At 59.5% G+C, this 25,980-nt stretch carries 15 protein-coding genes; 11 read left to right on the top strand and 4 right to left on the bottom strand.

What is annotated here, in order from left to right; translation table 11 throughout:
• From ABIQ96_RS00830 to ABIQ96_RS00820, 3 genes are all read right to left on the bottom strand, one after another.
• On the bottom strand, positions 1 to 852 hold an 852-nt coding region (locus tag ABIQ96_RS00830), incomplete at its 3' end, for a Gfo/Idh/MocA family oxidoreductase (RefSeq protein WP_348212630.1).
• A gap of 211 nt (positions 853 to 1,063) precedes the next feature.
• Positions 1,064 to 2,053 carry a LacI family DNA-binding transcriptional regulator gene (locus tag ABIQ96_RS00825; protein ID WP_348212629.1) on the bottom strand — a complete coding sequence of 330 codons (990 nt, stop codon included), beginning with the start codon at positions 2,051 to 2,053 and terminating at the stop codon, positions 1,064 to 1,066.
• Positions 2,054 to 2,200: 147 nt separating this feature from the next.
• Positions 2,201 to 2,806, bottom strand: a complete 606-nt coding sequence (locus tag ABIQ96_RS00820; protein ID WP_348212628.1) for an XRE family transcriptional regulator — start codon at positions 2,804 to 2,806, stop codon at positions 2,201 to 2,203.
• Positions 2,807 to 2,895: 89 nt separating this feature from the next.
• Here ABIQ96_RS00820 and ABIQ96_RS00815 point away from each other — a divergent pair, with 89 nt between their 5' ends.
• From ABIQ96_RS00815 to ABIQ96_RS00805, 3 genes are all read left to right on the top strand, one after another.
• Positions 2,896 to 3,525, top strand: a complete 630-nt coding sequence (locus ABIQ96_RS00815; RefSeq protein WP_348212631.1) for a trimeric intracellular cation channel family protein — start codon at positions 2,896 to 2,898, stop codon at positions 3,523 to 3,525.
• Between the two features lie 141 nt (positions 3,526 to 3,666).
• Positions 3,667 to 4,908 (top strand): DUF3472 domain-containing protein, encoded by a 1,242-nt coding sequence (locus ABIQ96_RS00810; RefSeq protein ID WP_348212627.1) that lies wholly within the window; start codon positions 3,667 to 3,669, stop codon positions 4,906 to 4,908.
• Positions 4,905 to 5,846 carry a hypothetical protein gene (locus ABIQ96_RS00805; protein WP_348212626.1) on the top strand — a complete coding sequence of 314 codons (942 nt, stop codon included), beginning with the start codon at positions 4,905 to 4,907 and terminating at the stop codon, positions 5,844 to 5,846. Before ABIQ96_RS00810 ends, ABIQ96_RS00805 begins: the two co-directional genes overlap by 4 nt.
• On the opposite strand, the gene ABIQ96_RS00800 is transcribed toward ABIQ96_RS00805, so the two are convergent.
• Positions 5,830 to 7,143, bottom strand: coding sequence for a Gfo/Idh/MocA family oxidoreductase (locus tag ABIQ96_RS00800; RefSeq protein ID WP_348212625.1), 1,314 nt, complete (start codon positions 7,141 to 7,143; stop codon positions 5,830 to 5,832). The genes ABIQ96_RS00805 and ABIQ96_RS00800 overlap by 17 nt on opposite strands.
• A gap of 244 nt (positions 7,144 to 7,387) precedes the next feature.
• Here ABIQ96_RS00800 and ABIQ96_RS00795 point away from each other — a divergent pair, with 244 nt between their 5' ends.
• From ABIQ96_RS00795 to ABIQ96_RS00760, 8 genes are all read left to right on the top strand, one after another.
• Positions 7,388 to 8,482, top strand: coding sequence for an aminoglycoside phosphotransferase family protein (locus tag ABIQ96_RS00795; RefSeq protein WP_348212624.1), 1,095 nt, complete (start codon positions 7,388 to 7,390; stop codon positions 8,480 to 8,482).
• Positions 8,479 to 9,417: an NAD-dependent epimerase/dehydratase family protein gene (locus tag ABIQ96_RS00790; protein ID WP_348212623.1), complete on the top strand. Its 939-nt coding sequence runs from the start codon at positions 8,479 to 8,481 to the stop codon at positions 9,415 to 9,417. The genes ABIQ96_RS00795 and ABIQ96_RS00790 overlap by 4 nt, the downstream gene beginning before the upstream one ends.
• Positions 9,418 to 9,487: 70 nt before the next feature.
• Positions 9,488 to 16,219: an MBG domain-containing protein gene (locus ABIQ96_RS00785; protein WP_348212622.1), complete on the top strand. Its 6,732-nt coding sequence runs from the start codon at positions 9,488 to 9,490 to the stop codon at positions 16,217 to 16,219.
• Positions 16,220 to 16,400: 181 nt separating this feature from the next.
• The gene (locus ABIQ96_RS00780) at positions 16,401 to 16,976 is read left to right on the top strand and encodes an ECF-type sigma factor (RefSeq protein WP_348212621.1); all 576 of its coding nucleotides are present in this window, start codon (positions 16,401 to 16,403) and stop codon (positions 16,974 to 16,976) included.
• Complete coding sequence (locus tag ABIQ96_RS00775) at positions 16,969 to 19,179, top strand: serine/threonine-protein kinase (protein WP_348212620.1); 2,211 nt, start codon at positions 16,969 to 16,971, stop codon at positions 19,177 to 19,179. Before ABIQ96_RS00780 ends, ABIQ96_RS00775 begins: the two co-directional genes overlap by 8 nt.
• 146 nt (positions 19,180 to 19,325) lie before the next feature.
• Positions 19,326 to 23,906 (top strand): autotransporter-associated beta strand repeat-containing protein, encoded by a 4,581-nt coding sequence (locus ABIQ96_RS00770; protein ID WP_348212619.1) that lies wholly within the window; start codon positions 19,326 to 19,328, stop codon positions 23,904 to 23,906.
• Between the two features lie 100 nt (positions 23,907 to 24,006).
• Positions 24,007 to 24,765 (top strand): PEP-CTERM sorting domain-containing protein, encoded by a 759-nt coding sequence (locus ABIQ96_RS00765; RefSeq protein ID WP_348212618.1) that lies wholly within the window; start codon positions 24,007 to 24,009, stop codon positions 24,763 to 24,765.
• Positions 24,766 to 24,899: 134 nt separating this feature from the next.
• Positions 24,900 to 25,763, top strand: a complete 864-nt coding sequence (locus ABIQ96_RS00760; protein WP_348212617.1) for an alpha-L-fucosidase — start codon at positions 24,900 to 24,902, stop codon at positions 25,761 to 25,763.
• Positions 25,764 to 25,980: the final 217 nt, after the last annotated feature.

Here is a 25,980-nt window from a genome sequence, read left to right as displayed (position 1 = left end):
CAAAGCGCGGCCTTTGGCGGGCGACGAGAACGACACGATGCGGCCGAAATTATCTTCGGTTCGGGCGAGGCTCATGTATTGGGCGACCGGGCCGAGACCGTGCGTCGGATAGAGGTTGCCGTTGCGGTTAGCGTATTGGAAAGTCCGCCACGATCCGGTGGAATCGCCATTCTCCATTTGCGAACAAAGCGGGTGAAGGTAGGCGGCTTCGGCGTGAAGGAGCTCGCCGAGGACGCCCTGGCGAACCATGTTGAGATAAATGAGTTCCTCGCGGCCGTAGTTGACGTTTTCCATCATCATGCAGTGGCGGCCGGTGGCCTCGGAAGTGTCCACGATCTCCCACATTTCCTGAAGGGTGTAGGCGATGGGCACTTCGCTGAAAGCGTGGGCGCCGGCCTTCATGGAGGCGACGCACATCGGCGCGTGGTGGTCCCAGGGAGTGGCGATGAAAACAGCGTCCGGCTTGGTTTCAGCCAGCATCTTTTTCCAAGCTTCTTCTTCGCCGAAATAGACCTTGGGCGTATGGCCCTTCTTGATGACGTTTGCCTCCGCCTTGCGGGCACGAGCCTCAACGAGATCGCAAATACCCACGAAATCAACTCCTTCGATGGAGGCAAGCTGGACCGCGTGTCCGGAGCCGCGGGCACCGACGCCGATGATGGCCACCTTGACCTTATCTAACTTCGGCGCGGAAAAGTCGCCCATGTATTTCGCTGCCGACGGACGGGAAGGACTCCCTGTCGTGGTCTGGGCGGAAGCGAATGTGGGATTGAAGGCAAGACCCGCGGTAATTCCACCGAGGGCTTTCAGGAAATTACGGCGGACACTAACTGGAATTTCGGATGAACTCATGATTGGATGGATGCTGATAGAATTCGGAACTTTATACCCGGAGAAGAGTGCGGGCTGATTCGTCGGGATGGGTTGAAATCAACCCTCCCTTTTCCTCAGTGACCTTAACTCAATCTCAAATCTCCGCCGAAAGTGACGGAGGGGACAGAGTCGGTCAAGTGAATTTAGCTCGTGATAATAGCTGCCGCGAAAAAAATACGCTTGATGAGTGTCAGGGCGCGACTCTCCGGGAAGACTCGCGGATGGCAAGGCTCGGAGTGAGGAGGGCGTGTTGGAGGGGCAAAGTGGAATCCCCCATGCGGTGCAAGAGAAACCGCCAGGCCGTGGAACACATTTCGACGACTGGCTGGACCAGCGTGGTGAGCGGGACTTCGAGATATTCCGTGTCCTGGATACCATCGCAGCCGACAAGGGCGACTTGTTCCGGGACCCGGATCCCCATGTCACACAGTCCGCGGTAGATCCCGAGCGTAACGTCATCGGAATGACAGAAGATCGCCTCCGGGACACCGTGATTCCTGATGTAGTCCTGAATCATCTGGCGGGCAATGGAGCGTTGTCCCCCGCTTAGCGGGTAGTAGAAGAATTCAGGCTTGAGCCCGGCTTCGCGCATGGCGCGGGTGTATTCGATGCGGCGGTTTTCATGGGGTTCGCTTCGTTTCACGAATGTCGCGTGCGCGATGCGGCGGTAACCGGAACTGATCAGGTGGGCCATTGCCTCCATGGTGCCGGTTTTCAAATCGACCAGCACACTGTCGATTTTCAGGGCGCTGTGGGCACCGATGCTGACTACTGGAACCGATTTTGCGACGACTGCGGCGAGTTCCCGTTGGATTTCCTTGGACGCGTCCACGACGAAGATTCCATCGACGGAGAGATTGGAAATGAGTTGTTTCGCGTCGCCGCTCACGATTTCGGAGATGATCAACTCCTGGCCGGCTTCCTTGACCAGATGGCTCAACTCACGGGAAACGTGGCTGTAGTGGGTGGAAATCTGGTCCGGTATCCAGAGTCCGAGGATGCCGGTCCGCTTCTTTTTGAGGGCTCGGGCGTGGGGGTTGGGGCGGTAACCCATTTCCGTGGCCGTTTTCAGAATCCGTATGCGCGATTCCTCGGCCACGTGGGGATACCCGGCGAGAGCGAAAGTGACGAGTTGCCGGGACACTCCGAGTTTTTTTGCGATTTCTGCCTGTGTGACCATAATGAAACTGGATGGATGCAAATGAATTCACCTGTGCAAGGCAAGCTTCCTCATTCGCCGGTAGCAGAATCTATCAAGCTCCAACGGGCACGGCAGGGCGTTTTCGGGGTGGGAATTCCGCCCGGGCGCGGTTGCCGGACGCCCCCCTCAGCGATAGATGACCACCAGGAAAAGCACCGCGTCGCGGCCGCCGGCATTGGAAATGATATGTGGGACGTCCGCCCGATAGGTCGCGGAATCGCCCTTTGCGAGAGGTTCGCTGGAGTTTCCCGACTGCAACTCGACGGCCCCTTCCTCGACGGTAAGGAACTCCCGGGTTCCCTCGACATGGGCTTGGCTGCGCAGGGCCCCGCCGGGAGGAAGGCGCAGCTCGTAGAATTCCACGTCCTTTTCCAAGTTCAGGGGGGAAAGGGTCCGGATCTGGCAATTTTTGTCCGCGCGGAAGATCTGCGCGCGGTCTCCGGCCCGGATGATCTGGATCGCGGAAGCGGAATCCGCGCTTTCGATTAGATCCTGCAAAGTGAGACCAAAGGCACGGGCGATACGGTAGGTGACGCTCAGCGTCGGGTTCGCGCGCTCGCGTTCGATCTCGCTCAACATCGAGCGACTCACCCCGCTGGCGGCGGCAAGTTGCTCAAGTGACCAGCCGCGGTCCGCGCGAAGCTTTTTAACGCGCCTGCCGAGATCCTCATTGATGGAATCGACGTCGGCCGCGGCTTCCTCCGCTTTTGTCACAACTCGTTTGGCTGTCATGGATAATTCATTATGTTGGCAGGATTTCCTGTAAAGTGGAAATCATTGCTTGCCGATTTAGTGGATTATCTTCCAGTATCCCGGAAGTGATGACCCCGTCGGCACTGCTGGATCATTTTGGCGTGGCCGTTTCCGCCTTGTCCGGAGTGCTCGCGGCTCGCGGTAAAAACCTGGATTTGTTCGGGGTCATCGTCCTCGCCCTGGTAACCGCGCTCGGCGGCGGGACGATCCGGGACTTGTTGGCCGGAGTGGCTCCGGTCTCGTGGTTGAGTTCTCCCGAGTTACTTTCCACCATCTGGATCACGGCGATCCTGGGGTTCTTTGCCTGCCGGCGATTTGAGCCTCCGTTGCCGGTTTTCCAACTCGCGGATGCCTTGGCGTTGTGCGCGTTCGCCGTCGCCGGAACCCGCAAGGGTCTGCTCCTTGGTTTCGCTCCGACGATTGCGATCACCTTGGGGGTCATTACAGGCGTGGCCGGAGGAATCATCCGCGATACGCTGACAGGTGATGTCCCGGTGGTTTTCCGCAAGAACACGTTTTTCTACGCGACGGCCGCCTTCTTCGGCGGTCTGGTCTATTGCATCGCTTGGAAACTTCTGGAGGATGAGCAAGCGACCTGGATCGCCGTGGGGTCGTCGGTGGTCTTGCGTCTCGGGGCATTGCGCTACCGCCTTTCACTGCCAGCTTTCGAATCCGGCGTTGTGTCCGGAAGAAATTGATTGATGACGTCTCTCCCCCGATCAGCGAGTGGCGTTAGAGTTTCATAAATAATCCGAAAAAAATCCACCGATTTACTAACAATCCATAGTTTTCCCGCTGCGGAAAAGTATGACCGATACATCGTTCCCATTTTTAACTTTATGAACAAACTACGAACCACCTGTTATCTCCTGTCCTGCGTGCTGGCGACTTCGCTTCACGCCGAACTGCGCGTCCCCGCGTTCACCGCTTACCTTGAACCGGATGCCAACGGGGCGCAGGTCTCCGAATCGAAGGGAATCACCGGCTGGAAAAACGAGGAGTTGCGGATCTCGTGGTTCGGGGAGTTGAAACAGGCCGGCAATCTAACTGCTTCCGTTGCGCTCAAACTGCCGAAGGGCGGAAAATCCAAATTGCAGTTGGCGATCGGCGACCAAAAGCACAAGGCGTTGGCGAAGGATGACGGTTCGGTGTCGTTCGGCGAGTTCCGGATCGCCAAGCCGGGCTACGTGCGTTTCGAACTGACTTCCTACAACGGGAAGGATGATGCTGGTGAGATCGAGGCGTTGGTGCTTGATGGGGACGCGGTGAAAGACGCCCATTTCAACATGCTATCACGGCGCAACGCTGCCTCGGTCCATCTGGCTTATCCCGTGCCGGACGGCACGAACGTGGCGATGTTCTACAACGAAGTGCAGGCGGTGGAAGATCCGGTGGCGACCTATTACATGGCCTGCGGTTTCTCACGCGGCTACTTCGGGATGCAGGTGAATTCCACCACCGAGCGGAGGATCATTTTCTCCGTGTGGGACGCGGGTGACGGCCAGGATGCGAAGGACCGCAGCACCGTGGCGGATGAGAACCACACCCAGTTGATCGCGAAAGGTCCGGGCGTGGACGCCGGTGTGTTCGGGAATGAAGGAACCGGAGGACATTCCCACCTCGTGTATCCGTGGAAGACGGGCAGCACGCAGCGTTTCCTGCTCACGGCCAAGCCGGACGGGACGCACACCATCTACACGGGCTATTGGTTCCACCCGGAGAAAAAGGAATGGATGTTGATGGCCAGCTTCCGTGCGCCCAAGGACGGGAAGTATCTGAGGGGACTGTATTCCTTCAGCGAAAACTTCAACGGCAACAACGGCCAGTTGCAGCGCAAGGCGCTCTACGGACCCCAGTGGGTGGCGGATGAGAAAGGGAAATGGACTGAACTGAGGAAGGCCACCTTCAGCCATGATGGCACTGGCAAGAGCGATCGCCTGGACCGCTTTATGGGCGTGGAGAAAGGAAAGTTTTTCCTATCCCAAGGTGGGTTCGTCGAAGGTTTCAGTAAGTTCGGCGATCCATTCGAGCGTCCGGCGACGACGGCTCCGAAAGACATCAAGCTTCCGGAAATCAAATGACTATCCTGAATTTCGCAATGGTTTCCCTCGTGGGATTTTCGCAACTGGCGGCGGCGGAGGACGCGTGCCTCCAGCCTTCTCCGGCTGATATGGCCGAGGCCGCCGGAGTCGAGCTGCCGAAGCTTCCCTGGCACCTCATCAACATCTGGTGGGACTTTGAAAAGCCGGTGGAACACTTCACCTCGCTGGAGATGGAAATCACCATCGACCGCGATATCCCGTCGGACTACAACCTTTACATTTCACCCTGTGGAATTGCCAAAATCAATGGCTTGCAGTTCTACGGCGGCATCCAGACGAACATCAACGGCTGGCATGGCAAGGAGTCCCGCGAGCGGGTGTTCCCGGGGAAGGGAGCGATCTTCTCGCGCTGGTCCAGCGACAAAACGACGCCCATCGGGCTGGAGCATGTTAGAGTCGCGGATGCTGACAACCTGGTGGAGAGCGCCGGATATGAAGGGGAGTTCGCCAGCGTCCGCCGACCCTTTTCGTGGACCAAGGGAACCTATATCTATCAGATCGTGAAGGGCGCTTCGGAGACATTGGACGGGAAAGAAAACACATGGTTCGATTGCCGGGTGAAGGATTCCGAAGGGAAAATTCACGAGGTAGGCAGCCTGCGGTTCGAAGGAACGGATTTCACGTTCTGGGAACGGCATTCGGCCTTTGTGGAGGTTTACAGCACCCAGAAGATTCCGAATTCAGGCATTCCGAAGGCGGTCATCACGTTCGGGTGGCCGCGGTTGAACGGTGCCAAAGTGGCCCTCAAGAAGGCCTCGGCTTACTATCCGGATCCTACCAAAGGCACGACCGGCACTCCCGACTGCGCCTGGGTGAAGGCGGACGGGGAGAAATGCCGGGTGGAAATCGGCCCGATTTTCAAACGGGATGAATCCCAGCGGCGTCACGATTTGGAAATCATCAAGACTGCGGACTGAGCGCGCTGGCAGGTGACGAGGCAATGGTCCTGCGGGTGACACGGGCTTCTTCCGCGAGGAAGGCAAGCCGGTGTCCGGCCAGTCCGTCGAGGCCTGGTTCCAGCCGCTCCGGGCCGCTGAAGAGGCTGCCCAGCGCCTGCACCAAGCCATGATCTCCGCCGCCGTGCCCGGCGTATCCGGCGTTGTTAGGTTGAGGGATATCCACCGGTTCGATCCTGCCATCCGCATGATGGCGGAGCCAGAGTTCGGGAGCACCGGCTTCGGAATAGGGGATGCCTCCTTTCAGCGAGGCCAAGGTGCCGTAAATCTCGATGCCCCGTCCGAAATCGAACGAAGTCATGGTGTGCGTGGCGGTGATGCCGTTGGTGAGTTCGCAGGCGAGAACCTGGTGGTCCACCACATCGTTGTCACAATGGTAAACGCACCGCCCCCACGGCGAAACTTTGAGCATTTCCAGGATCTCATGGTCGGCTGCCTGCTCGAATCCATCCATCACCATTCCCAGCCAGCGCCGCTTGTCACCGAGGTAGCGTCGCGAATCATAAATACAGCTTTCCGAGGCCGGGCAACCGTCGGTGCAGCGGAGCGGTGCTCCCGTGGGAGCATTCCCGGGGTGATACCAAGTGAGATCGCCGTAGCTCGAAATCGAGGACAGGCCCGCGCCACCCAGCCAGCAAATGAGATCCGCGTCGTGCGAACATTTCGCGACGATCATGGGAGTGGAGGTTCCGGAGCGGGACCAGTGTCCGCGCACGAACGAATGGGCTTGGTGGAATGGCTCAACTCCCTCGTGGGTCCGCATGGAAATGATTTTTCCAAGCTTCCCGCTGTCGATGATCCGCTTCACCTCGGAATAGAAAGGCGTGTAGCGCAGTACGAAGCAAAGGGCCACACGGCGCCCCAACCGGCGGGCCAGCGCATCGATCTCCTCGCAACGGGCGAGTGATTCAGCCGCCGGTTTTTCCAGCAGGATGTCATAGCCGAGTTCCAATGCCCGCATGGCGTGGCCGAAATGCTGCGAGTCCTGCGTGGCGATGATGAGGACGTCCGCGAGTTTTCCGGCTGAGAAAAGTTCATCCGCCGAGGCAAAAACGCGGATCTGGCCGGCGGGTCCCAAGCTGGAAACGGCTTCCCGCCGGACGGCAACCGGATCCGCCGCGGCCGTCAGGCGGTAATCCTCCCCGCAGAAAGCGATCAGCCGGGAGTAAGTGCGCCCTCTCGAACCACAACCCAGAACGGCGACGGACAAGGGGGCGGGCGTGGCATTGGCTTGGGAGTTCGGGGAGGCGGCGTTCATGACCTAACTTGATTGGCGGCAACAGCGGGATTCGGACCAGTGAAGTCGCTTTCCGTCGGCCGGTCTAATGGATTCCATTAAACGGGGCATTTTTGAAAATTTTGCCGGATTTTGACAATTCCGTGGTTGACGAAGTGTATTAGCACGAGCTAATAAGTGCTTATTCCACAAACTTACTGAGAAAACAGTCATGCCTACCCCTTCTGTCGTCCCCGATTTGCGCGCAATTTCGAACCTCTTTGAGATGCGAGCCGACTTTGTCCATGGGACGACTTATGGTTCCGGGCACATCAACGACACCTATTGCGTGAGTTTCGACCAAGCGGGCCTGTTGCGGTTGCGCTACATTTTCCAACGGATCAACACCCGGGTTTTCAAGACGCCCGTCGAGTTGATGGAAAACATCTCCCGGGTCACCCGGCATTCGCTGCAACGCTTGCAGGAAGAGGGAAATCCCGAATCATGGCGGAGAACGCTGACCTGTATCCCCGCCATCGACGGCAAGGCCTACGCGGTGGACCCGCAGGGTGGATACTGGCGGGTCTATCCGTTCATCGAACGGGCAACGGGCCACGACGAGCTTGAAACCAACGAGCAGGCGTTTCAGGCAGCCAAGGCTTTCGGCAATTTCCAGAAGCTGGCTGCCGGCCTCGGCGGCAAGCGCCTCCACGAGACCATCCCGGATTTCCACAACACGCCGAAGCGCCTGGAGGCGCTGCGTGAGGCGATCGAGGCGGACATCTGCAACCGCGCCGCGGGAGTGAAGCAGGAAATCGCCTTTGCTCTCTCGCGGGAGGCCGATTGCCGCCGTGTCACGGATCTCATCGCATCGGGTGGCATTCCGGAGCGCGTCACCCACAACGACACGAAGCTCAACAACGTTCTGCTGGATGACGTCACGGCCGAAGGGGTCTGCGTCATCGACCTGGACACGACCATGCCGGGATCCGCCCTTTATGATTTCGGGGATATGGTCCGGACGGCAGCCACTAACAAGAAGGAGGATGACACGAACATCAGCTCTCTGGCGGTGAGGCTCGACCGCTTCGAGGCTCTGGTCCAAGGCTACATGGCCGCGGGTGAATCTTTTCTGAATCCTAACGAGATCGGGAATCTCGCGTTTTCGGGCAAGCTGCTCACGCTTGAATGTGGCATCCGCTTCCTAACGGACTATCTGAAAGGAGACGTCTATTTCAAGATCAAGCGCAATGATCACAACATGGACCGTTGCCGCAATCAGTTCGCCTTCGTCGCGGCGATGGAAAAGGAGATGAGGGAAATGGAGCGGATCGTGGCGGCGCAGGCCGGGATCGGTGTCAACCAGATGGCCGTAGCATGAAAATTCTAATCACAGGTGGGGCGGGTTTCATCGGATCCCATGTCGTCGAACGCTATCAGGATCTCGCGGAGGAAATCCGAGTCCTGGACAACCTCCGGACCGGCTATCGTCACAATTTGGCGGGCCTGCGGCATACCTTCATCTACGGTTCCGTGACCGACCGTGAGACGGTGAAAAAAGCAATTGAGGGTGTGGACTATGTCTTTCACCTGGCGGCGCTCGTCAGCGTTCCTGAGTCGATGTCCAAGCCGGGCGAATGCGTGGACATCAATGTCCATGGCCTCCTGAACGTGCTGGAGGAAGCATCTTCCGCCGGGGTGAAGAAGCTCGTTTTCGCCTCCTCCGCGGCTGTTTACGGGGACAATCCGGAAGTGCCCAAGGTGGAGTCGATGATTCCGGAACCGAAGAGTCCGTATGCGATCACCAAGCTGGATGGCGAATATTACCTCGGTATGTTCCATCGGGAAGGAATGCTGGAGACGGCGGCCCTGCGCTTTTTTAATGTCTTCGGTCCGCGTCAGGATCCCCGTGGAGCCTATGCCGCCGCGGTGCCGATCTTCATCGAGAAAGCGGTGCGGGGCGAGGACATCACCGTCCACGGAGATGGTGGGCAGACCCGGGATTTCATTTATGTGAAGGACATCGTGGGTGCCTTGGCATTCGCCGTGGAAACTCCGGGAGTCACCGGCGTTTTCAACGCGGGCTATGGTGGCCAAGTGACCATCAAGGACCTCGCTGCCAGAATAGTAAAAGCCGCGGATTCCACCTCCACGGTGCTTTACGGCCCGGAACGCCCCGGCGATGTCCGTCATTCGCGCGCAAGCTCTGAAAAACTCCGGGAAGCAGGGTGGAACCCCCGCCACAGCCTGGAGGAAGGCCTTGAGGCCACCCACCGGTTCTTTAGCCAGAAATTGGAAAATCCCGTAACCGCCTGATTGCTTACCTCCCATGCACGTCCGTAAATCACTTTCATCGGCTGCTGCATGTATAGCCGCCCTTTTCCTAGTGGCTATATCGCCTCTCGCAAAGGCGCAGTATAACTACTTCAACATTGCCACCAATTCGGACTGCACCATGCAGGACTATCGGTCGCCGAATGTTCCGGGGGGCATTTACGACGCGATTCATCAGGAGTATGTGAGCAGCTCCGACGGAGGTGGCGGATATTTCTACGGCGGCTACACCCACCAGAACAGCGGCGGCACGAAGACTCTGGTGCAGTATGTCTGCTGGCCGGCCAGCGGTGGCTTCGCTCCCTATTCACAGCAGATCCCGACATTCGCCGGCCCTAACATGGTCGGCTACGCGCAAATCGGGGAAGGCAGCAGTTGCGCGATCAAGGGGTATTGGCCGCAGTTCAGCCCCAACCTCTGGACCCGGGAAGTGGTCCGCTACTGGCTGCCGGCGGACGGAACCACGCATGTGGGCTATCAGGGCATGTGGATGAAGGACCCGACGACCGGCTATTGGCAACATATCGGCACGTTCATGTATCCCTTCGCCGTCACTGGGGTGAACAGCATGAGCGGTTGGCAGGAAAATTTCACCGGCTACAGCGGCGACTACAAGGTCGCCCGCGCCGGCGGCTACTACCACAAGAGCGGCGCGTGGAATCGGGCGAACCAAATCAGCTTCACATCTAACGGTAAAACATATTCCACCACGGATGCAACCTATCCGACCAGCTTCGCGGAATCCGACGTCGGTCCGGGTTTCTCCTCCCAATACAACAACCCGAACACGGTCGTATTGGCGGACCAGCCAACCTTGCCGACGTTTGATCCCATCGTGGTGAGCAGCCCGGCTGCCACCGTGTATGGTTCGCAATTGCTCGTGCAGTGGCAGATGCCTCTAACAAGTTCGCCGCAGCTCAGCTACAAGATCGAGGTTTTCAACAACGCCGCCTACACCGGGACCGCCGCCGTGATGTTTACGGACAATGAGCCGGAAACACGCCAGAAGCTCCTGAACATCACCGGAGTCGCCACGCCCTACGTGCGGCTGACCATTTCCGATATTTTCTACAACACCGGCACGCCCGTTCTCATCACGCCGACAACCGCCACTCTGAGCCCCGCGGCTTCGGTTTCGGGCGCGGTCGCCGGATTGAACTATCAATACTATCAGGCTGCTTCCGGCACTTGGACGGTGCTGCCGGATTTCACGTCGCTCGCTGCCAGCCGCCAAGGAGCGGTGAATTTCCCCGATGTGACGCCACGCCTGCGCCGTGTGAACTACGGCTTCACCTACACCGGCTACTTCAACGCATCCACCAGCGGATTGTATTCGTTCACGCTGCACTCCGGAGATGGCAGCGTGTTGACCGTCGATGGGACGACCGTCATCGACTTCGACGGTCTGCACGACTCCTCCCAGTTCAAGAGTGGTGGCATCGCGCTGGCCGCCGGCCCGCATACCCTGACGTTGAAGTATTTCAGGGGCGCGCCTCCCGCTGTGAACACGACTGTGTACAATGATGGTATCGGTCTGGCCTACGAGGGGCCTGGAATCAGTTTGGCCGATGTGCCTGCGTCCGCATTCAGCCGGGTGCCCTCCGGCAGCGAGCCCGCGGTTACCTTGAATTCTCCGGCAAACAACGCCACCGTCGTGAATTCCAGCACCGGAGTGAGCGCCTCGGTCACTGCCAATGGCGCTACGATCAACAGCGTGCAGTATTTCCTAACTGACAAATACTCATACTATCCCCGTCCCAACAAGGCACCGGATTACTACGTCGGTCAGGATGCCACAGCCCCGTATGATCTGTCGTCAATGGTCTGGACGGCCGCCAGCAATCCGGTCCGTGCCCGCGTGGTTTACAACGGCACCAGTACCATCGACTCGCAGGCCATCACGATTACCACCACCAATCCGTCACTGGGCGCTTGGAACTGGAATCCGCTGGAAATGCACAACTATCCGTCCGGAGCCAGCGTGCAGGGGAACAAGGTCACGATGGTCGGTGACGGAATGAACCTGATGAGCCGTCAGGCCACCGGGGACTGCACCCTGATCGGACACCTCGCGGACATCACTCCGAACACGGCCGGTTTGGACGGCATTGAACCCGGTGATGACTGGCGCGCCGGAATCATCCTTCGCAGCAATGCCAACACGACGATTGGCGAACCGTTGGGAAGCGGTAGCGGAACCCGGTTCGTGGCCTTGTTCAGCTCCGTTGGCGGTGGCACGTATTTCGAAGACGATTCGATGACCAATGGCAACGGCGACGCCAACCGCTGGTCCTCGAATCTAGGCGGCAGCAACCAATGGTATAAAATCCAGCGGGTAGGGGATCTCTTCACCAGCTCCGTGTCGGCGGATGGTGTGATCTGGAACACGGTCAACAGCATCACGATCGCGAATTTTGGCTCCACCATTCATGCCGGCGTTTTCATCCACGCGGTGCAGTCGTTCAACCCTAACATCCACCGCGCCACCTTCGACGGCTACAGCCTGACGGGCGCGAATGTCGTCGGACCTGCCAGCGTTTCCATCACCCCGGAATCCGCCTCAGTGGTGAAAGGACTTCCCTTGACCTTCTCGACATCAGTCGTCGGGCCGGTGCCGGGCAGCTATCAATGGCAATTGAACGGCACGAATATTCCGGGTGCGACCTCATCCACCTACACGATTTCCGCCGTCGCCGCCGCTGATGCCGGCAGCTACACGGTGGTGGCCAACGGCGTGACCAGTTCCGCGGCCACACTGACTATCAGCAATCCACCCGGATCCGGCGTTTGGACGAACGCCAGTGGCGGCTCATGGATCACGGCTGGCAACTGGAGCGGCGGTACCATCGCAGGGAACGCGGATGCGGTCGCGGATTTCGGCACGCTCTCCCTCACAGCCAACCGCACCGTTTCCCTCGATGGCGCGAAAACCGTAGGCACGCTGGTGTTCGACGACCTGAATGCGGTCGATCACGCTTGGATACTTTCCACTGGCACCGGCGGGCCTTTGACCCTGGTAACTAACAGCGGAACGCCCGCCATCGCGGCGAATGTTCCGACGACTATCAGCGCCGTAGTCGCAGGAAATCAGGGCTTCATCAAGAGCGGCACGGCAGCGCTGACCTTGTCCGGAGCAAGCACGATCACGGGCACGGTCCAGGTCAGCTCCGGCACGCTCGAAGTTCCTAACAAATCTGGCGACTGTCCCTACAGCGTCGCTTCGGGAGCCACGCTCAAGATCGGCTACAACACCGCCGGCGGTTACGCCAACACCAGCCTCTCGATCAACGGTGACGGAGCCGCGGCCACCACCGGCTTTTATTTGGCCGGAGGAAAAACCTACAACTCCAGCGGCCAGATCATCCTTCAGGCCGCTCCGACGACGATCCGTCAATACGGCTCCGGGGTGGCGAAGATCGGCACCTTCGACATCGGTGGCAACGGCCTGTGGTGCACGGCCAACGCCTCCGGCTCCGTCATTGATTCGAATATCCAGATGGTCAGTTCGGGCTACGGCATGTCTGTGGACGTTGACCCCGGGACCAGCACGACGACCGGAGATCTAACGATCAACGGACAACTCAATATTGGTAGCCTCGGCTTCTACAAGCGGGGCCCGGGTTCGGTGCTGCTCAATGGAGCGGCCACGACGGCAAACCTTGCGGTAAAAGTGCTGGAAGGAACGGTGATGTGCGGTGTGACCAACTGCCTTGGAACGGCTGCGGCAGTGCCCGTTTCCTCCGGCGCGACGCTTGCTTTGAAAGGAAGCAACCAGACTGTCACCTCGGTCACGGTAAGCTCAGGAGGCGTTTTGGATTTCGGCGGAGCGGCCACATTCACGTCTCCGGCGGCTACTCTTGGAGGAACGCTGCGGATGTCACTTCACAAGGGAGAGGCGATTACCAGCAGCAAGCTGGTCACTTCTAATCCTCTCGCCTTTTCGGGCACCCTGGCGGTGACAGCCGTTGGCACGGTGCCATTCGCGTCGGGTGACTCTTTCCAGCTTTTCTCCGCGACCTCTTATTCCGGTTCATTCGCGAGCAGGTCCCTGCCTCAGCTGCCGGTCGGCCTTGCCTGGGATATCAGCAACCTGGCGGTCAATGGAACCATCACGATCGGACTGGTGGGGACGAGCCAATGGAATGGTTCCGGAGGCGACAACAACTGGAATACCGCCGGAAACTGGAACGGCGTTCTGCCGGTCAATGGCCAGGTGGTGACGTTCCAAGGGACAACCCGGCAAACCTCCTCCAACAATTTGCTCTCTTCGGTGGGCCAGATCATTTTCGCCAACGGCGGATTCTCCATTTCCGGCACGGCGGTGACGATGCAGTGGGGGATCATCAATCAGGCAGGAACTAACACCTGGAGCATTCCCACGACGCTTCTTGCGCCGCAGTCTTTCACCAGCACCGCCGGCACGCTCAATGTGACTGGAACGGTGGCCAACGCCGGCTTTCCCCTGACGCTTGACGGGGCAGGGGCGATCAACTTCAGCGGTGTGATTTCCGGAACCGGCGGACTCGTGAAAGACGGATTGGGAACCTCGGCGATTTCCATCCAGAGCACTTATACCGGCGGCACCACGGTGAATGCCGGGATCCTTAATCTAACTGGCGGCGGTGGTTCCACCGGGACGATCCGCGGAACAGCGACCGTCAACACGGGAGGAACGCTTCAACTCAGCACGGCCGATGCCACGGGCTACAGCGGGACCGCCGCCACTTCGCTCACATCCATCAATCTAGCAGGAGGAACATTGAGGGTGAATACCTCCTCCAACCAAACCTTGGGCAATGCCGTCATCAACATGACAGGTGGCTCGATCACCGGCATCAGCACCGGCAACATTGATTTTTATGGAGGCTCCTCGGCGCTCAATACATTTGCTTCCAACACCACATCGACCATCAGCGGGACGCAGATCGCGCCGCTCCGGCAAGGCAGCACCACGTTCACCGTGGAGGCGGGCACGACCCCTTCCGGAATCGATTTGAGCATCTCGTCGGTTCTCCGCGCCAACGGTGACCCGGCAGCGGCGGTTTTCTATAAAGCGGGTGCCGGGACCCTTTTACTTTCCGCTACTAACACTTATGCGCGTCCCACCCAGGTTCTCGCGGGAACTCTTCTAGTGAATGGATCGCTGGCGGCAGGTAGCACTGTCACGGCGATGTCAGGCGGCACCTTGGGAGGCACTGGCACGATTTCCGGCCCCACCGTAATCGCGGCCGGCGGCACGCTTGAACCCGGCAGCCTCGGCATTGGGACGCTGACCATCAGCAACAGCCTTTCCTTGGCGGGAGTCACGCGGATGGAGATTCGTAAAACCGGAGCGACGCTGAGCGGTGACAAGGTCACGGGCCTTGGCACCGTGACCTTCGGCGGAGCACTGGAAGTTGACGACATCGGAACTACGGCGTTCGCGGCGGGCGACACATTCCAGCTTTTCAGCGCCACCACACGTTCCGGCAGTTTCGCCACCACGACCTTGCCGGTTCTTCCTGCCGGTCTGGTCTGGAATGTCGCGGGTCTCGCCTCCAGCGGATCGATCAGCGTCGAGAAGGGCCCGCAGAACATTACTTTTGACATCCTCGCTAACAAAACTTTCGGGGATCCGTCATTTTCTCCCGGCGCGACGGCTTCCTCCGGCCTTCCGGTGACCTATGCGAGTTCAAACAATGCGGTCGCCACGGTATCCGGCAATCTGGTGACAATCACCGGGGCGGGATCGTCGACGATTACGGCTAGCCAGGCGGGCGATGCGAACTACCTGCCTGCCGCTGCGGTCCAACAGGTTCTAACGGTCAACAAGGCATCGCAAACCATCGCTTTCGGCTCGTTGTCCGCCAAGACCTACGGCGATGCGCCGTTCAACCCCGGAGCCTCGTCATCGTCCGGTCTGGCCGTGGCTTATTCGAGCTCGAACCTCGCGGTTGCCACCATTTCCGGAAACACGCTCACCATCACCGGTGCGGGCACGGCAGACATCACCGCCAGCCAGCCGGGGGGGCCGAATCACCTCGCCGCCCAGTCCGTCATGAACGTGCTTTCCGTCGGGAAGGCGGCCTCTACAGTCACCCTCGGCAATCTGGCAGCCTCCTACGATGGCAACCCGAAAGTCGTCACCGCTACCACCGTTCCCGCGGGTCTTTCCGTCACGGCGACCTACAATGGCTCCGCGACGGCTCCCTCCGCTTCCGGCACCTATGCCGTTCAGGCAACGGTGACGGATGCCAACTACGCTGGAACCGCCACCGGCTCGCTGGTGATCTCGGGCGGGCTGGTAGTGGAGACTTCGGAGGTTCTCACCCTGTCCGGACCACCCTCGTCGTATCCCTCGATGTTGAACAACGGGACTCTGGTCTTGGACGGGAAAAATCTCCAGATCAGCGGTGATGCCACGAACCATGGTGTCCTGCGTCTCTTCGGGGATGCCGTTCTTGATGTGGGCGGAACGATGACGAATTCCGGGACGATCGATATCATCAACTGGAACGGCTCGCTGCCCGCCGGTTGGGTGAATGCCGGAACCGTGCTCGACCGCTCCTCGGTGAAGGTTTCCTCCACCCAATGGAGCCCCGCGGAGTTTCTGCTGGCGGTGCCTTCATACCAAGGACACTTCTATCAGGTGGAAACCAGCTCGCAGGTTGGCGGCCCTTGGTCGGACAGTGGCACCCCTGTGGCCGGGACTGGAGTCGCCGCAAGCCCGGCTCCATTGCAGTTCAGCCTCACGCCCGGCGGCACAGCCCGTTTTTACCGTGTGGCGGTCACTCCGGCCCGTTGATGGAATGCTTCAAGGAGTGTGCGCGGAGGACGAGGTGGCGCAAGTTCTCCTCCAGAAACCAATGAAATCCGTTTATCTCGAATGAATTAAGCGGATTTGATCCATCGAGCGGCGAAGACCAGCGGGGTGCTCTTGCTTGACACGCGAAACCAGTCCTGTGCCTCTATCCTCACCAGCACGGATGAATGAAGATGACCAAATTCGGTTTCCCGAACGGCTTGATGATTCAGGATCGTCTTCCGAAATGCTGGACCAGGTCTATCAGGAACTCCGCACTCTCGCCGCGGCGCGGATGGCCCGCGAGTCTCCGGGGCAGACGCTCCAAGCGACCGCTCTCGTGCATGAGGCGTGGCTCCAACTCGCGGCGGATGGAAACCGCACGTGGGTGAGCCGGGCCCATTTTTTCGGGGCCGCCGCCGAAGCGATGCGGCGGATTCTCGTGGATGTTGCCCGGCGCAAGTCGCGGCTGAAAAGGGGAGGGAATCAGGACCGGGTGGAACTTTCCAAGGTCGATGTGGCCGATGATCTTCCTCCGGAGGAAATCCTTGTGATCAACGAGGCGCTTGAGATTCTCGAACGGGAGGATCCCGAACAGGCGCGGATCGTGGTGCTCAAGTTCTTCGGCGGAATGACAAACGAGGAGGTGGCCGAGTTTCTTGGAATCGGCGAACGCACCGTTTATCGTCACTGGGTTTGCGCCAAGGCGAGGCTCTATCAGTTTGCCAGCCGGGATCACCGCATTGAGCCGAATGAATGATTCGAAACAGATTGAGGATGCGTTGTTCTTCACCGCGCTTCACATCACCGAGCCTGTGGCACGGCGCGGGTTCCTTGATCGCGCTTGTGGATCGGATCATCATTTGCGCCGTGTCGTGGAGGACATGCTCGCGGCCGAGGAGGGTGCGGATCAACTCCTGAACCGGGGTTTGTCCGCCATCGCGAGGAGCGGGGACGAATTTGATAACATTCAAGATTGCGGCGACTCCGCAGGTGCAAACGAACGGATCGGAGCCCGGATCGGCCCCTATCTCCTCAGGGAAAGTCTGGGTAAAGGCGGCGGTGGCGAGGTCTATCTGGCCGAACAGCACGAACCGGTACACCGCAAGGTGGCCTTGAAGATCATCAAGCTCGGCATGGACACACGAAGTGTCATCGCCCGCTTCGAAGCGGAGCGGCAGGCGCTCGCGATGATGGACCATCCTTACATCGCACGCGTGCTCGACGCCGGTTCCACCGCATTCGGGCGTCCGTATTTCGTGTTGGAACTGGTGAACGGAACACCGATCACCGATTTCTGCAATGCCCAGGGATTCACCCTGCGGGAGCGGATAGGGCTCGTGATCAATGTCTGCCATGCCATCCAACACGCGCACCAGAAGGGAATCATTCACCGCGATATCAAGCCATCAAATGTGCTGGTTTCCCTGCAAGACGGAATCGCCCTGCCGAAGGTGATTGATTTCGGAATTGCGAAAGCGATCGAGGGAAACCTGGGAGAAGAAACCTCGCAGACGATGCCGGGGCAATTGTTAGGAACGCCTGCCTACATGAGTCCCGAGCAGGCGAACATTCATCTCTCCGACATCGATACACGGACTGATATCTACAGCCTTGGCGCGTTGCTCTACGAGATCGTCACCGGTCATCCTCCGTTCGAAGCAAGGGATTTTCCCGACGTGGCGCGGAGCTCCCTTCCCGAACTGCTTCTCCTGCATGAACCCGTCCGTCCATCAGTGCTGCTCCGCCAGATGAAATCGGACGAGCTCGCCGCGCTCGCCAAAACGCTATCCACCGAACCCTCAAAACTGGTTTCGATGATCGGCGGCGATCTGGACTGGATCATTGTCAAGGCGATGGAAAAGGACCGGACACGCCGCTACGAGACGGCTAACGGAATGGCGCTGGACCTTCAGCGTTTCCTCGACAACCAGCCGATTTTGGCGCGTCCCCCAGGGCGTGCTTACGTGCTGCGCAAACTGATCCGCAGAAACCGCGCGGTATTTGTTTCCTCGGGGCTGGTCGTGCTGGCGCTTGTCGGTGGCTTCGGCACTTCCACCATCCTGTTTTTCAAAGCAAGGCGGGCCGAAATGCGGCAGGCAGAGCTGCGACGCCTCACCGAAGAGTCTCTGAAAAACGAAGCGAAACTCCGCCGTGCAGCCGAAACACGAAGCCGTCTAACCGAAGCTGTGACTCGTGTCCGCCAGGAGGATTTCGAAGGGGCCGCGAAGATCCTGAGTGAAATGGAAACCCCGCCATCGGAGCCCAGTCTGGATGCCATCACCGCGCTCCGCGACGTAGGGATGTGGCTGGGCGGCCACAAGCGATGGGCGGAGGCCCGCAAGTGCTTCGAGTGGCTGCTGGAGATCGACAAACTCGACCCATGGCGCACGGTGACCCTCAACTATCAGGCATGCGGCGCGCTTCTCGGGGAAACCGGCGAGCCTCAGCGCTATTTTCGTTTCTGCAATATCCTCTGCAAGGCGCACAGTGATACGACAGACGGTGATGAAGCCGGCCGGATCCTGAAGTCCTGCCTGCTGATGCCGCTCACAGCGGACCTGCGGAACTCGTTGGAGAAAATCGCTGCTACCAATGAGCGTTGGCTGGAAATGGCGGGGCCGCAGGAGTCCACCGGCTGGGGTCCGTTGCCGTCCGCGTTGTGGCGTTACCGCATTGGTGATGATGACGCGGCGATCCGCATCGCGAGCGCGGGGTCGAAGAACTCCAACTCATCGCAAGGCTATTTCCCGAGCTATCACGCGATTCTGGCAATGGCTTGCGAAGGTGCTGGCGATCACCCGAAGGCGATCGAGCACTTTGAAATCGCTCGCACGGCCTTCGATGTGAAATGGTCCTCCGACCTTTCCAGCGGGAACGGCCAGGGCTACTGGTACGACTGGCTCTTCGCGAAAGTGCTGCTTAAGGAAGCCGCCGAGAAGCTTGGGCAAGTTTCTCACTGAGGGAGGCCGGAACGTTTTTTCGCAAGTTGTGAAAAATTTTTGACAGGTTTTGACGGGGGAATGGCGCGTTGAGCTTTGAACAGAAACGCCGTCCGGAATTCACATGATCACTTGATCAGGTTCCCGGCGCTCATCCGCTCAAACCCATGAAACCTAAAAATAACTTCGGAGGCGCAGCTCTCGCCAAATTCATCGCTTTGAGCTTCGGCTCGTCGCTCGGATTCACATCCACCGTTCATGCAGCCACCAGCACTTGGAGCGGATCCACCAGCGGGGTATGGGACACCATCACCACCAACTGGTCCGGCTCCACCTTCACCAGTGGAAACGACGCCCTTTTCACCGGCACGCCGACTAACAACGTCACCGCCGCCACCGGCCTTACCATCGGCACAATCACGCTGAACAGCGGCTTCACCGGTTCGGTGGCACTCACGGGCAACAACACCGTCAGCGGAGCTACGGCGATCAGCGGTGGAACGCTCATCGTGAATCAACCCGGGACTGCCGTCGGCACTGTTACCGCGACGAACCTCGGCACCAGCGCCGTCACCATCAACAGCGGTGGCCAGCTCTATGTGGATGACGAAGGCAACGGAACAGCCGCGGGCGAACGAATTCTCGCACTTGGCAACACCATCACGGGGGCGGGGACGCTTCAGGCGAGGCCAAGTACGGTGATGACCAACGGCTGGAGCTCGGTGAACCTCACCGGCGATCTCAGCGGATTCACGGGAACGTTCAACGTCCTCGCCGGCTCCACCATCAACCGCGGCAAGGCCAAGTTCACCGCGGCATCGCAGGCTGCGGTCCTCTCCTCCAGCGCCACGGTCAACGTGGCGAACGGCGCGCAACTCTACCTCACCCAAGCCTACAACTATGGGTTCGGCATCCATTTGAATGGCGGCACCGGGGGAGAAAATTTCGGTTCGCTGCGTCTCGACAATGCTGCGCTCGATGTCACGGGAGGTGTCACGTTGCATGCGGATTCCATCATCAGCGGCGCAGGCAAGATCAGCGGTGCCATTGGGCAAAGCGGCGGCACCTACAGCCTCACCAAAGTCGCCAACAACACCACGGTGCTCGCTGGGCCGAACACTTACTCGGGGACCACGACGATCAGCGCTGGCACGCTCCAGCTCGGCAATGGCGGAACTACTGGTTCGCTCGCCACGAGCGGCACAGTCACGAACAATAGCAACCTGACCATCAATCGCAGCAATGCGGTCTCGCAGGGCACCGACTTCAGCGGCTCTGCGATCAGTGGCACCGGTTCATTCACCCAGGCTGGAAGCGGTACGACGACTCTGAGCGCCGCGAACACCTATACCGGTGCGACGAACGTGAATGCCGGCGCATTGACCATAACGGGATCACTGGTCGGCACCGCCAGCAACGCTGGTCAGATCAACGTGGGTCAGAGTGGGAACGCGGCGAAGGCAACCCTCAATATCCCATCGGGGGCGACGATTACGCAGAACGGCAGCACCAACATGCTGATTGGCAATGGCATCACCATCTCCACAGGCAATGGTGCCGTTTACCAAAGCGGTGGAACCGTCAGCGGGATGAACCAACTTCAAATCGGCGCGGGTGCCAGCGGCGCTTCCTACGGCTATTACAACCTGAGCGGCGGCACCGTCGGCTTGAAAGAACTCGACCTTGGCAGTTTCAACGGAGCCAGCACGGGTGTTCTTGATGTAACCAGCGGCACCATGAACGTCTCCGCCTGGCTGGTGCCTTCCCGTGGCGCGAGCAGCGTCGGAGTTTTGAACATGACCGGCGGCACGCTCAACTTCACCGGTCCAGTTGGCCAATTTTCGGCGAACTGGAACGGCGGCGCGGGCAGCGTCACGGTCATCAACGTTGCAAATGCATCGTTGATCGCGGCCAACGCGGACGTCAATCTCATGCAGACTGGCACTGCAGGAAAACTGGCGGAGATCAACCTGCTCACCGGCGGCACCATGCAGGCGCATAGCATCGCTCCCTTCTCGGCTACAGGGACCAGCCTCGTCAATTTCAACGGTGGCACGCTCAAGGCTTCGACGGCGACGACAACCTTCCTAACTACCAACCTTACAAAGGCTAACGTCTATAGCGGAGGCGGCACGATTGATAACAACGGGGTGGCGATCACCATCCCGGCCGTTCTTTCGGCACCCACTGGCAATGGTGTCAGCAGCATTTCAGGATTTACCGGCGGTTCCGGCTATGTCGGCGCGCCGGCGGTCACCTTCTCGGGTGGCGGTGGTACCGGTGCCTCGGGTTACGCCACGGTTTCCGGGGGCGTCATCACCGGCATCGTCGTCACCAATCGCGGCACCGGATACACCTCGGCGCCCACCATCGCGCTGACCGGCGGGAACCCGACCGTTGCGGCGGCGGGCTTTACAGTGAACACGGCCGCCAACACCAGCGGTGGCATGACTTTCACCGGTTCTGGCACGACAACCCTGGGCGGTGCCAACACCTACACCGGCACCACCAGTGTGATCGGCGGCTCGCTCGCGATCACGGGTTCCCTCACCGGTCCCGTCTCGGTTTCCACGGCCGGAAATCTGGTCGCGGGAGAAATCTCCCCGTCCTTCACGATGTCCACCACGTCGGTTAGCCAGCTATCCCTTTCAAGCGGTGGCACCATCAGTTTCGATCTGGACGCTGGCAGCAATGACCAGCTCACCGTCACCAACCCGTCCGGCTTGAGCATCAGCGGCGGTGGCGTGAAACTCTACGACATAGGCACCACCAACGCCTTGACCCTGACGGGCACCTTCACCCTGATCAATTACACCGGCACGCTCGCAGGCTCGATTTCCGGGCTCACCGTGGCGAACGGGCGCGTCGGTTACGCCTATTCCTTTGCCAACACCGGAACGGCGATCACCGTGACGGTTTCTCTAACTGCTGACACCGATGGCGACGGCATGCCGGACGCATGGGAAGATGCCCACGGTCTGAACAAACTGGTGAATGATGCAGACGGTAATCCCGACGGTGACTTTGCCACGAACATCGACGAATATCTCGCATCAACGGATCCCCAGAATGCGCATTCCGATCCTAACAATATCGATGATGATGGGCTCGAAGACAACTGGGAGATCTCCTACTTCGGCAATATCACCGCTCAGAATGGTTCGGGCGACCCGGATGGCGACTACGCGACCAATCTGGCTGAGCAAGCTGGCGGAACAAGCCCTGTCGATCGGATCGACGCTCCGGATTCGGATGGCGATGGGATCGGCGATGCGTGGGAAGTGGCCAAATTCGGCAATACAACCACAGCCAATGGCACAAGCGATACTGATGGCGACGGCTACTCCGATCTGGACGAGTTTATCGCGGGCACCAGTCCGACGAATGCGTTGCAAACGCCCGCCGACACTGACAGCGACGGACTGGCGGATGCTTGGGAGCAGTCCAATTTTGGTAACCTGACCCAGATAGGCACCGGCGATCCGGACGGTGACTACGCGACCAACGAGCAGGAAGAAACCGCATCCACGAATCCGAACCTCCGCACCAGCGCACCGGATGCTGATAGTGATGGCATCGGCGATGCTTGGGAAATCCACTATTTCACGAACACCACCACCGCGACGGCTGTTTCCGATTTCGACAGCGATACGGTCACGGACCTCAATGAGTTTCTGAACAACTCAGATCCGACGAATAACAAGAGCCCCTATTCCGGGACCGCTGCCATGACCTGGGCTACTCCGGTCACCATCACTGCGGATACTAACATCACCACCACGGGCACTCTCCTGCATGCCGGAAACTTCCGCTCGGACAACACCAATGTCGCCGTGACGGTCGGGGCGGAGACGGTCACCTTTGAGAGCCGCCAGTCGCAGGATGTGGCTGGCGCCCTTCTTGCCGGTGAGGAAGCCCGTGTGATCGCCGGATCTGGGGGCCGCCAGGTCAATGCCGCGCTGTTCGATGCCACCGGAACCACCGTTGGTGCCGCCTTCGAATCCGTGCTGGATGGCTCCGCATGGGAAAATACCGATCCCGGTCCCGCGCCCGGAGCCACGGACATGGTTCTCCGCGTCACCGGTGTGGATGGTGCCGCCCTGATCACGGGCCAGCAGTATCAGATACAGCTCTTTTACTCGGATGATCGCGCGGGGAGCTCTACCCGCGGGCAGAAATTCCATGACAACACGGCCGGTGGCAGCGCCAGCGATCCCGTGATCGCGGGAGACAGCAAGTATGTTATCGGAACCTTCACTGCCAGCAGTGTCGGTTATCAGGACATCTTCATCCAGAATACCACCGGCGGAGCGAACTTCCCGGTAGCGATCAATGCCTATGTCCTTCGCACGGCGCCCGCAGTCACTCCTGATACCGACAGCGACGGCATGGCCGATTCATGGGAAAATACCTACTTCGGAAATCTGGCCCAAACCGCAACCGGCGATTTCGACGGTGATGGCACGAACAACCTCACTGAATACCGCCTCGGTCTGACTCCTAATAACGGCAGCAGCCGCTTCGCGATCACCACTGCCGACAACACCTTGGGTGACGGCTATACCATCACCTGGCAAGGCAAGACCGGACTCAACTTTACGGTGGAACGTTCCATCACGTTAGGTGCCGGCTCCTGGACGAAGGTAACTCCGGCCCCGCAGGCCGGCGTGGACGGAACCAATTCCTTCACCGACCCGGCTCCCGTCCCTGCAGGTAAGGCATTCTACCGCGTTCTCCTCGAGCCATGATGCGGCCTTACCCGCAGCCGGCATCAGGCGGCTGCGGGCTTTCTATTCATTTATCATCTCCATCCATAACAAAATCATGATGCCAAGTTGTAAAAAACCCATGCTCCACCCTCTGGCCGGTTTCGCCGTATCCGCACTCACTGTGATGTCCGCACACGCAGCCACGGTCGTCTTCGGACCGGCCACGACGTTCTCGAGCGCGAGTGTTCTCGATACTCCCTATGCTGCCGGATATACCTTCGTCTCCGCCATGAATGTCGGGGATGCCGCCAAGACGTTCAACACGCCCGGAGGCACCAGCATCACCTTCGCCGCTGGCACGGGCTCTGCCGATCTCGGGAACGTGAACATGCCCGGGACGGCCAGTTCCACCACCGGCTACTACAACGGTGACGCCCAATGGAACGCCGGCATCTTCGCGGGTGGGACCGGCATCACCGCGTTTGACGACGTTCTGAGGGGCAACGCCTGGCACACCAACACCTCCGACTCCGTCCAACCCCTCACCCTGCGCCTCACCGGATTGACCATCGGAGAAACCTACGCGGTCTATCTCTACAGTGTGGATGTTAGGGCTGGTTCAGCAGGTCGCGCGCAAGCTTACTGGGACGGCTTCTCCTCGCCGAATTTCACTGGCAATACCAGCGGATCCTTCTCTCAGAACTCCGCGACGGTCGTGAATGGCAGCTTCACGGCAAACGCCGCTTTTCAGGACGTCTTCATCCAGGAAACCGATGGCGTGGGCAATGACGACACCCACCTCTCGGCCTTCATCCTGTACCAAGTTCCCGAACCTACTTCCGCTCTCCTGATGTCGGGTGCCTGCCTGCTTTTTGGGTTTAGCAGACGGCGCGCCTGAAACATGAGGTTAAATGCGGCCCCATCGGTCTGACGGGATTCCGATGGGGCCGCAGCATGTCCGGGGAGTGACCGGACAAGCGTGCCGCACCCTCTCAATTCCATTCCAACCGCTCAAATTATCAGAATTCGTCCATGCCACGTTCTTTACCGCTGTTTTTCCTGTTAGCCTTCTGCACGTCAGCCCTGCTCGCTTACGAGCTGCCGGTGCTGCCTCCTTACCCAGCGATTCCCCCGCCGCAGGCCCTGGGTTCGGTGACGATGGGCGACCCGGCTTCATTTCCGGAGGTTAAGATGGATTTCCCTATCGAAAGCGGCCCCTTCGCCCCGACCTGGCCCTCCATCATCGCCAATTATCCGACCAAGGATTCCGCCTGGTTGCGCCAGGCGAAGTTCGGCATCTGGGTCCACTTCGGCCCGCAGGCGGCCGGGCAAAGCGGCGACTGGTATGCGCGGCGCATGTATATCGAAGGCGAGACCGCATATAACAACCACATCCGCGACTACGGTCATCCCGGGACCGTCGGTTACAAGGACCTCATCCGCACGTGGAACCCCACCGCGCTCGACCCGGCCGCGCTCACCCAAACCTACCACGATGCCGGGGCCCGCTTCCTCATGATCCAGGGCGTGCACCACGACCAATACGACAACTGGAATTCCAAATACCAGTCTTGGAACTCCGTTAATCTCGGCCCGCAGCGCGACATCCTCGGCGAATGGAAAACCGCCGTCCGCGCCGCCAACATGCGCTTCGGCGTCACCTTCCACCACGAATACTCCTGGTGGTGGTGGCAGAGCAGCCACCGCGCCGACACGACTAACAACCAAGGGCAGCTCGGCGTGCCCTACGATGGCAACCTCACCACCAACTACAACGGCACCGGCCAATGGTGGGGCACCGACCCGCTCGACCTGCGCAAGCTCTACCCCCCCAATCTCCGCGAATATGCCGGCATCTACAACGCCATGGACAAGAGCGGCTACAACCTCTCCTAAGGCATCTTCACCAACCATCTCGACTACGCCCATTGGTATGCCACCTGGTGGGCACTCCGCATCCAGGACGTGATCGAAAACTACGATCCCGACTTCATCTACACCGACGGCAACTCCACCCAGCCGTTCTCCGGCTACGCCAGCGGCTCCGGCTACAAATGCGACGCCATGCAGCGCGTGCTCGCCCATTATTTCAACCGCACCCTGGCCCGCCGCG

The organism is Luteolibacter sp. (assembly GCF_039920825.1).
Lineage (GTDB): Bacteria > Verrucomicrobiota > Verrucomicrobiia > Verrucomicrobiales > Akkermansiaceae > Luteolibacter.
Note: the sequence above shows the minus strand (reverse complement) of the source record. Positions and strands in the feature narration are given on the sequence as shown.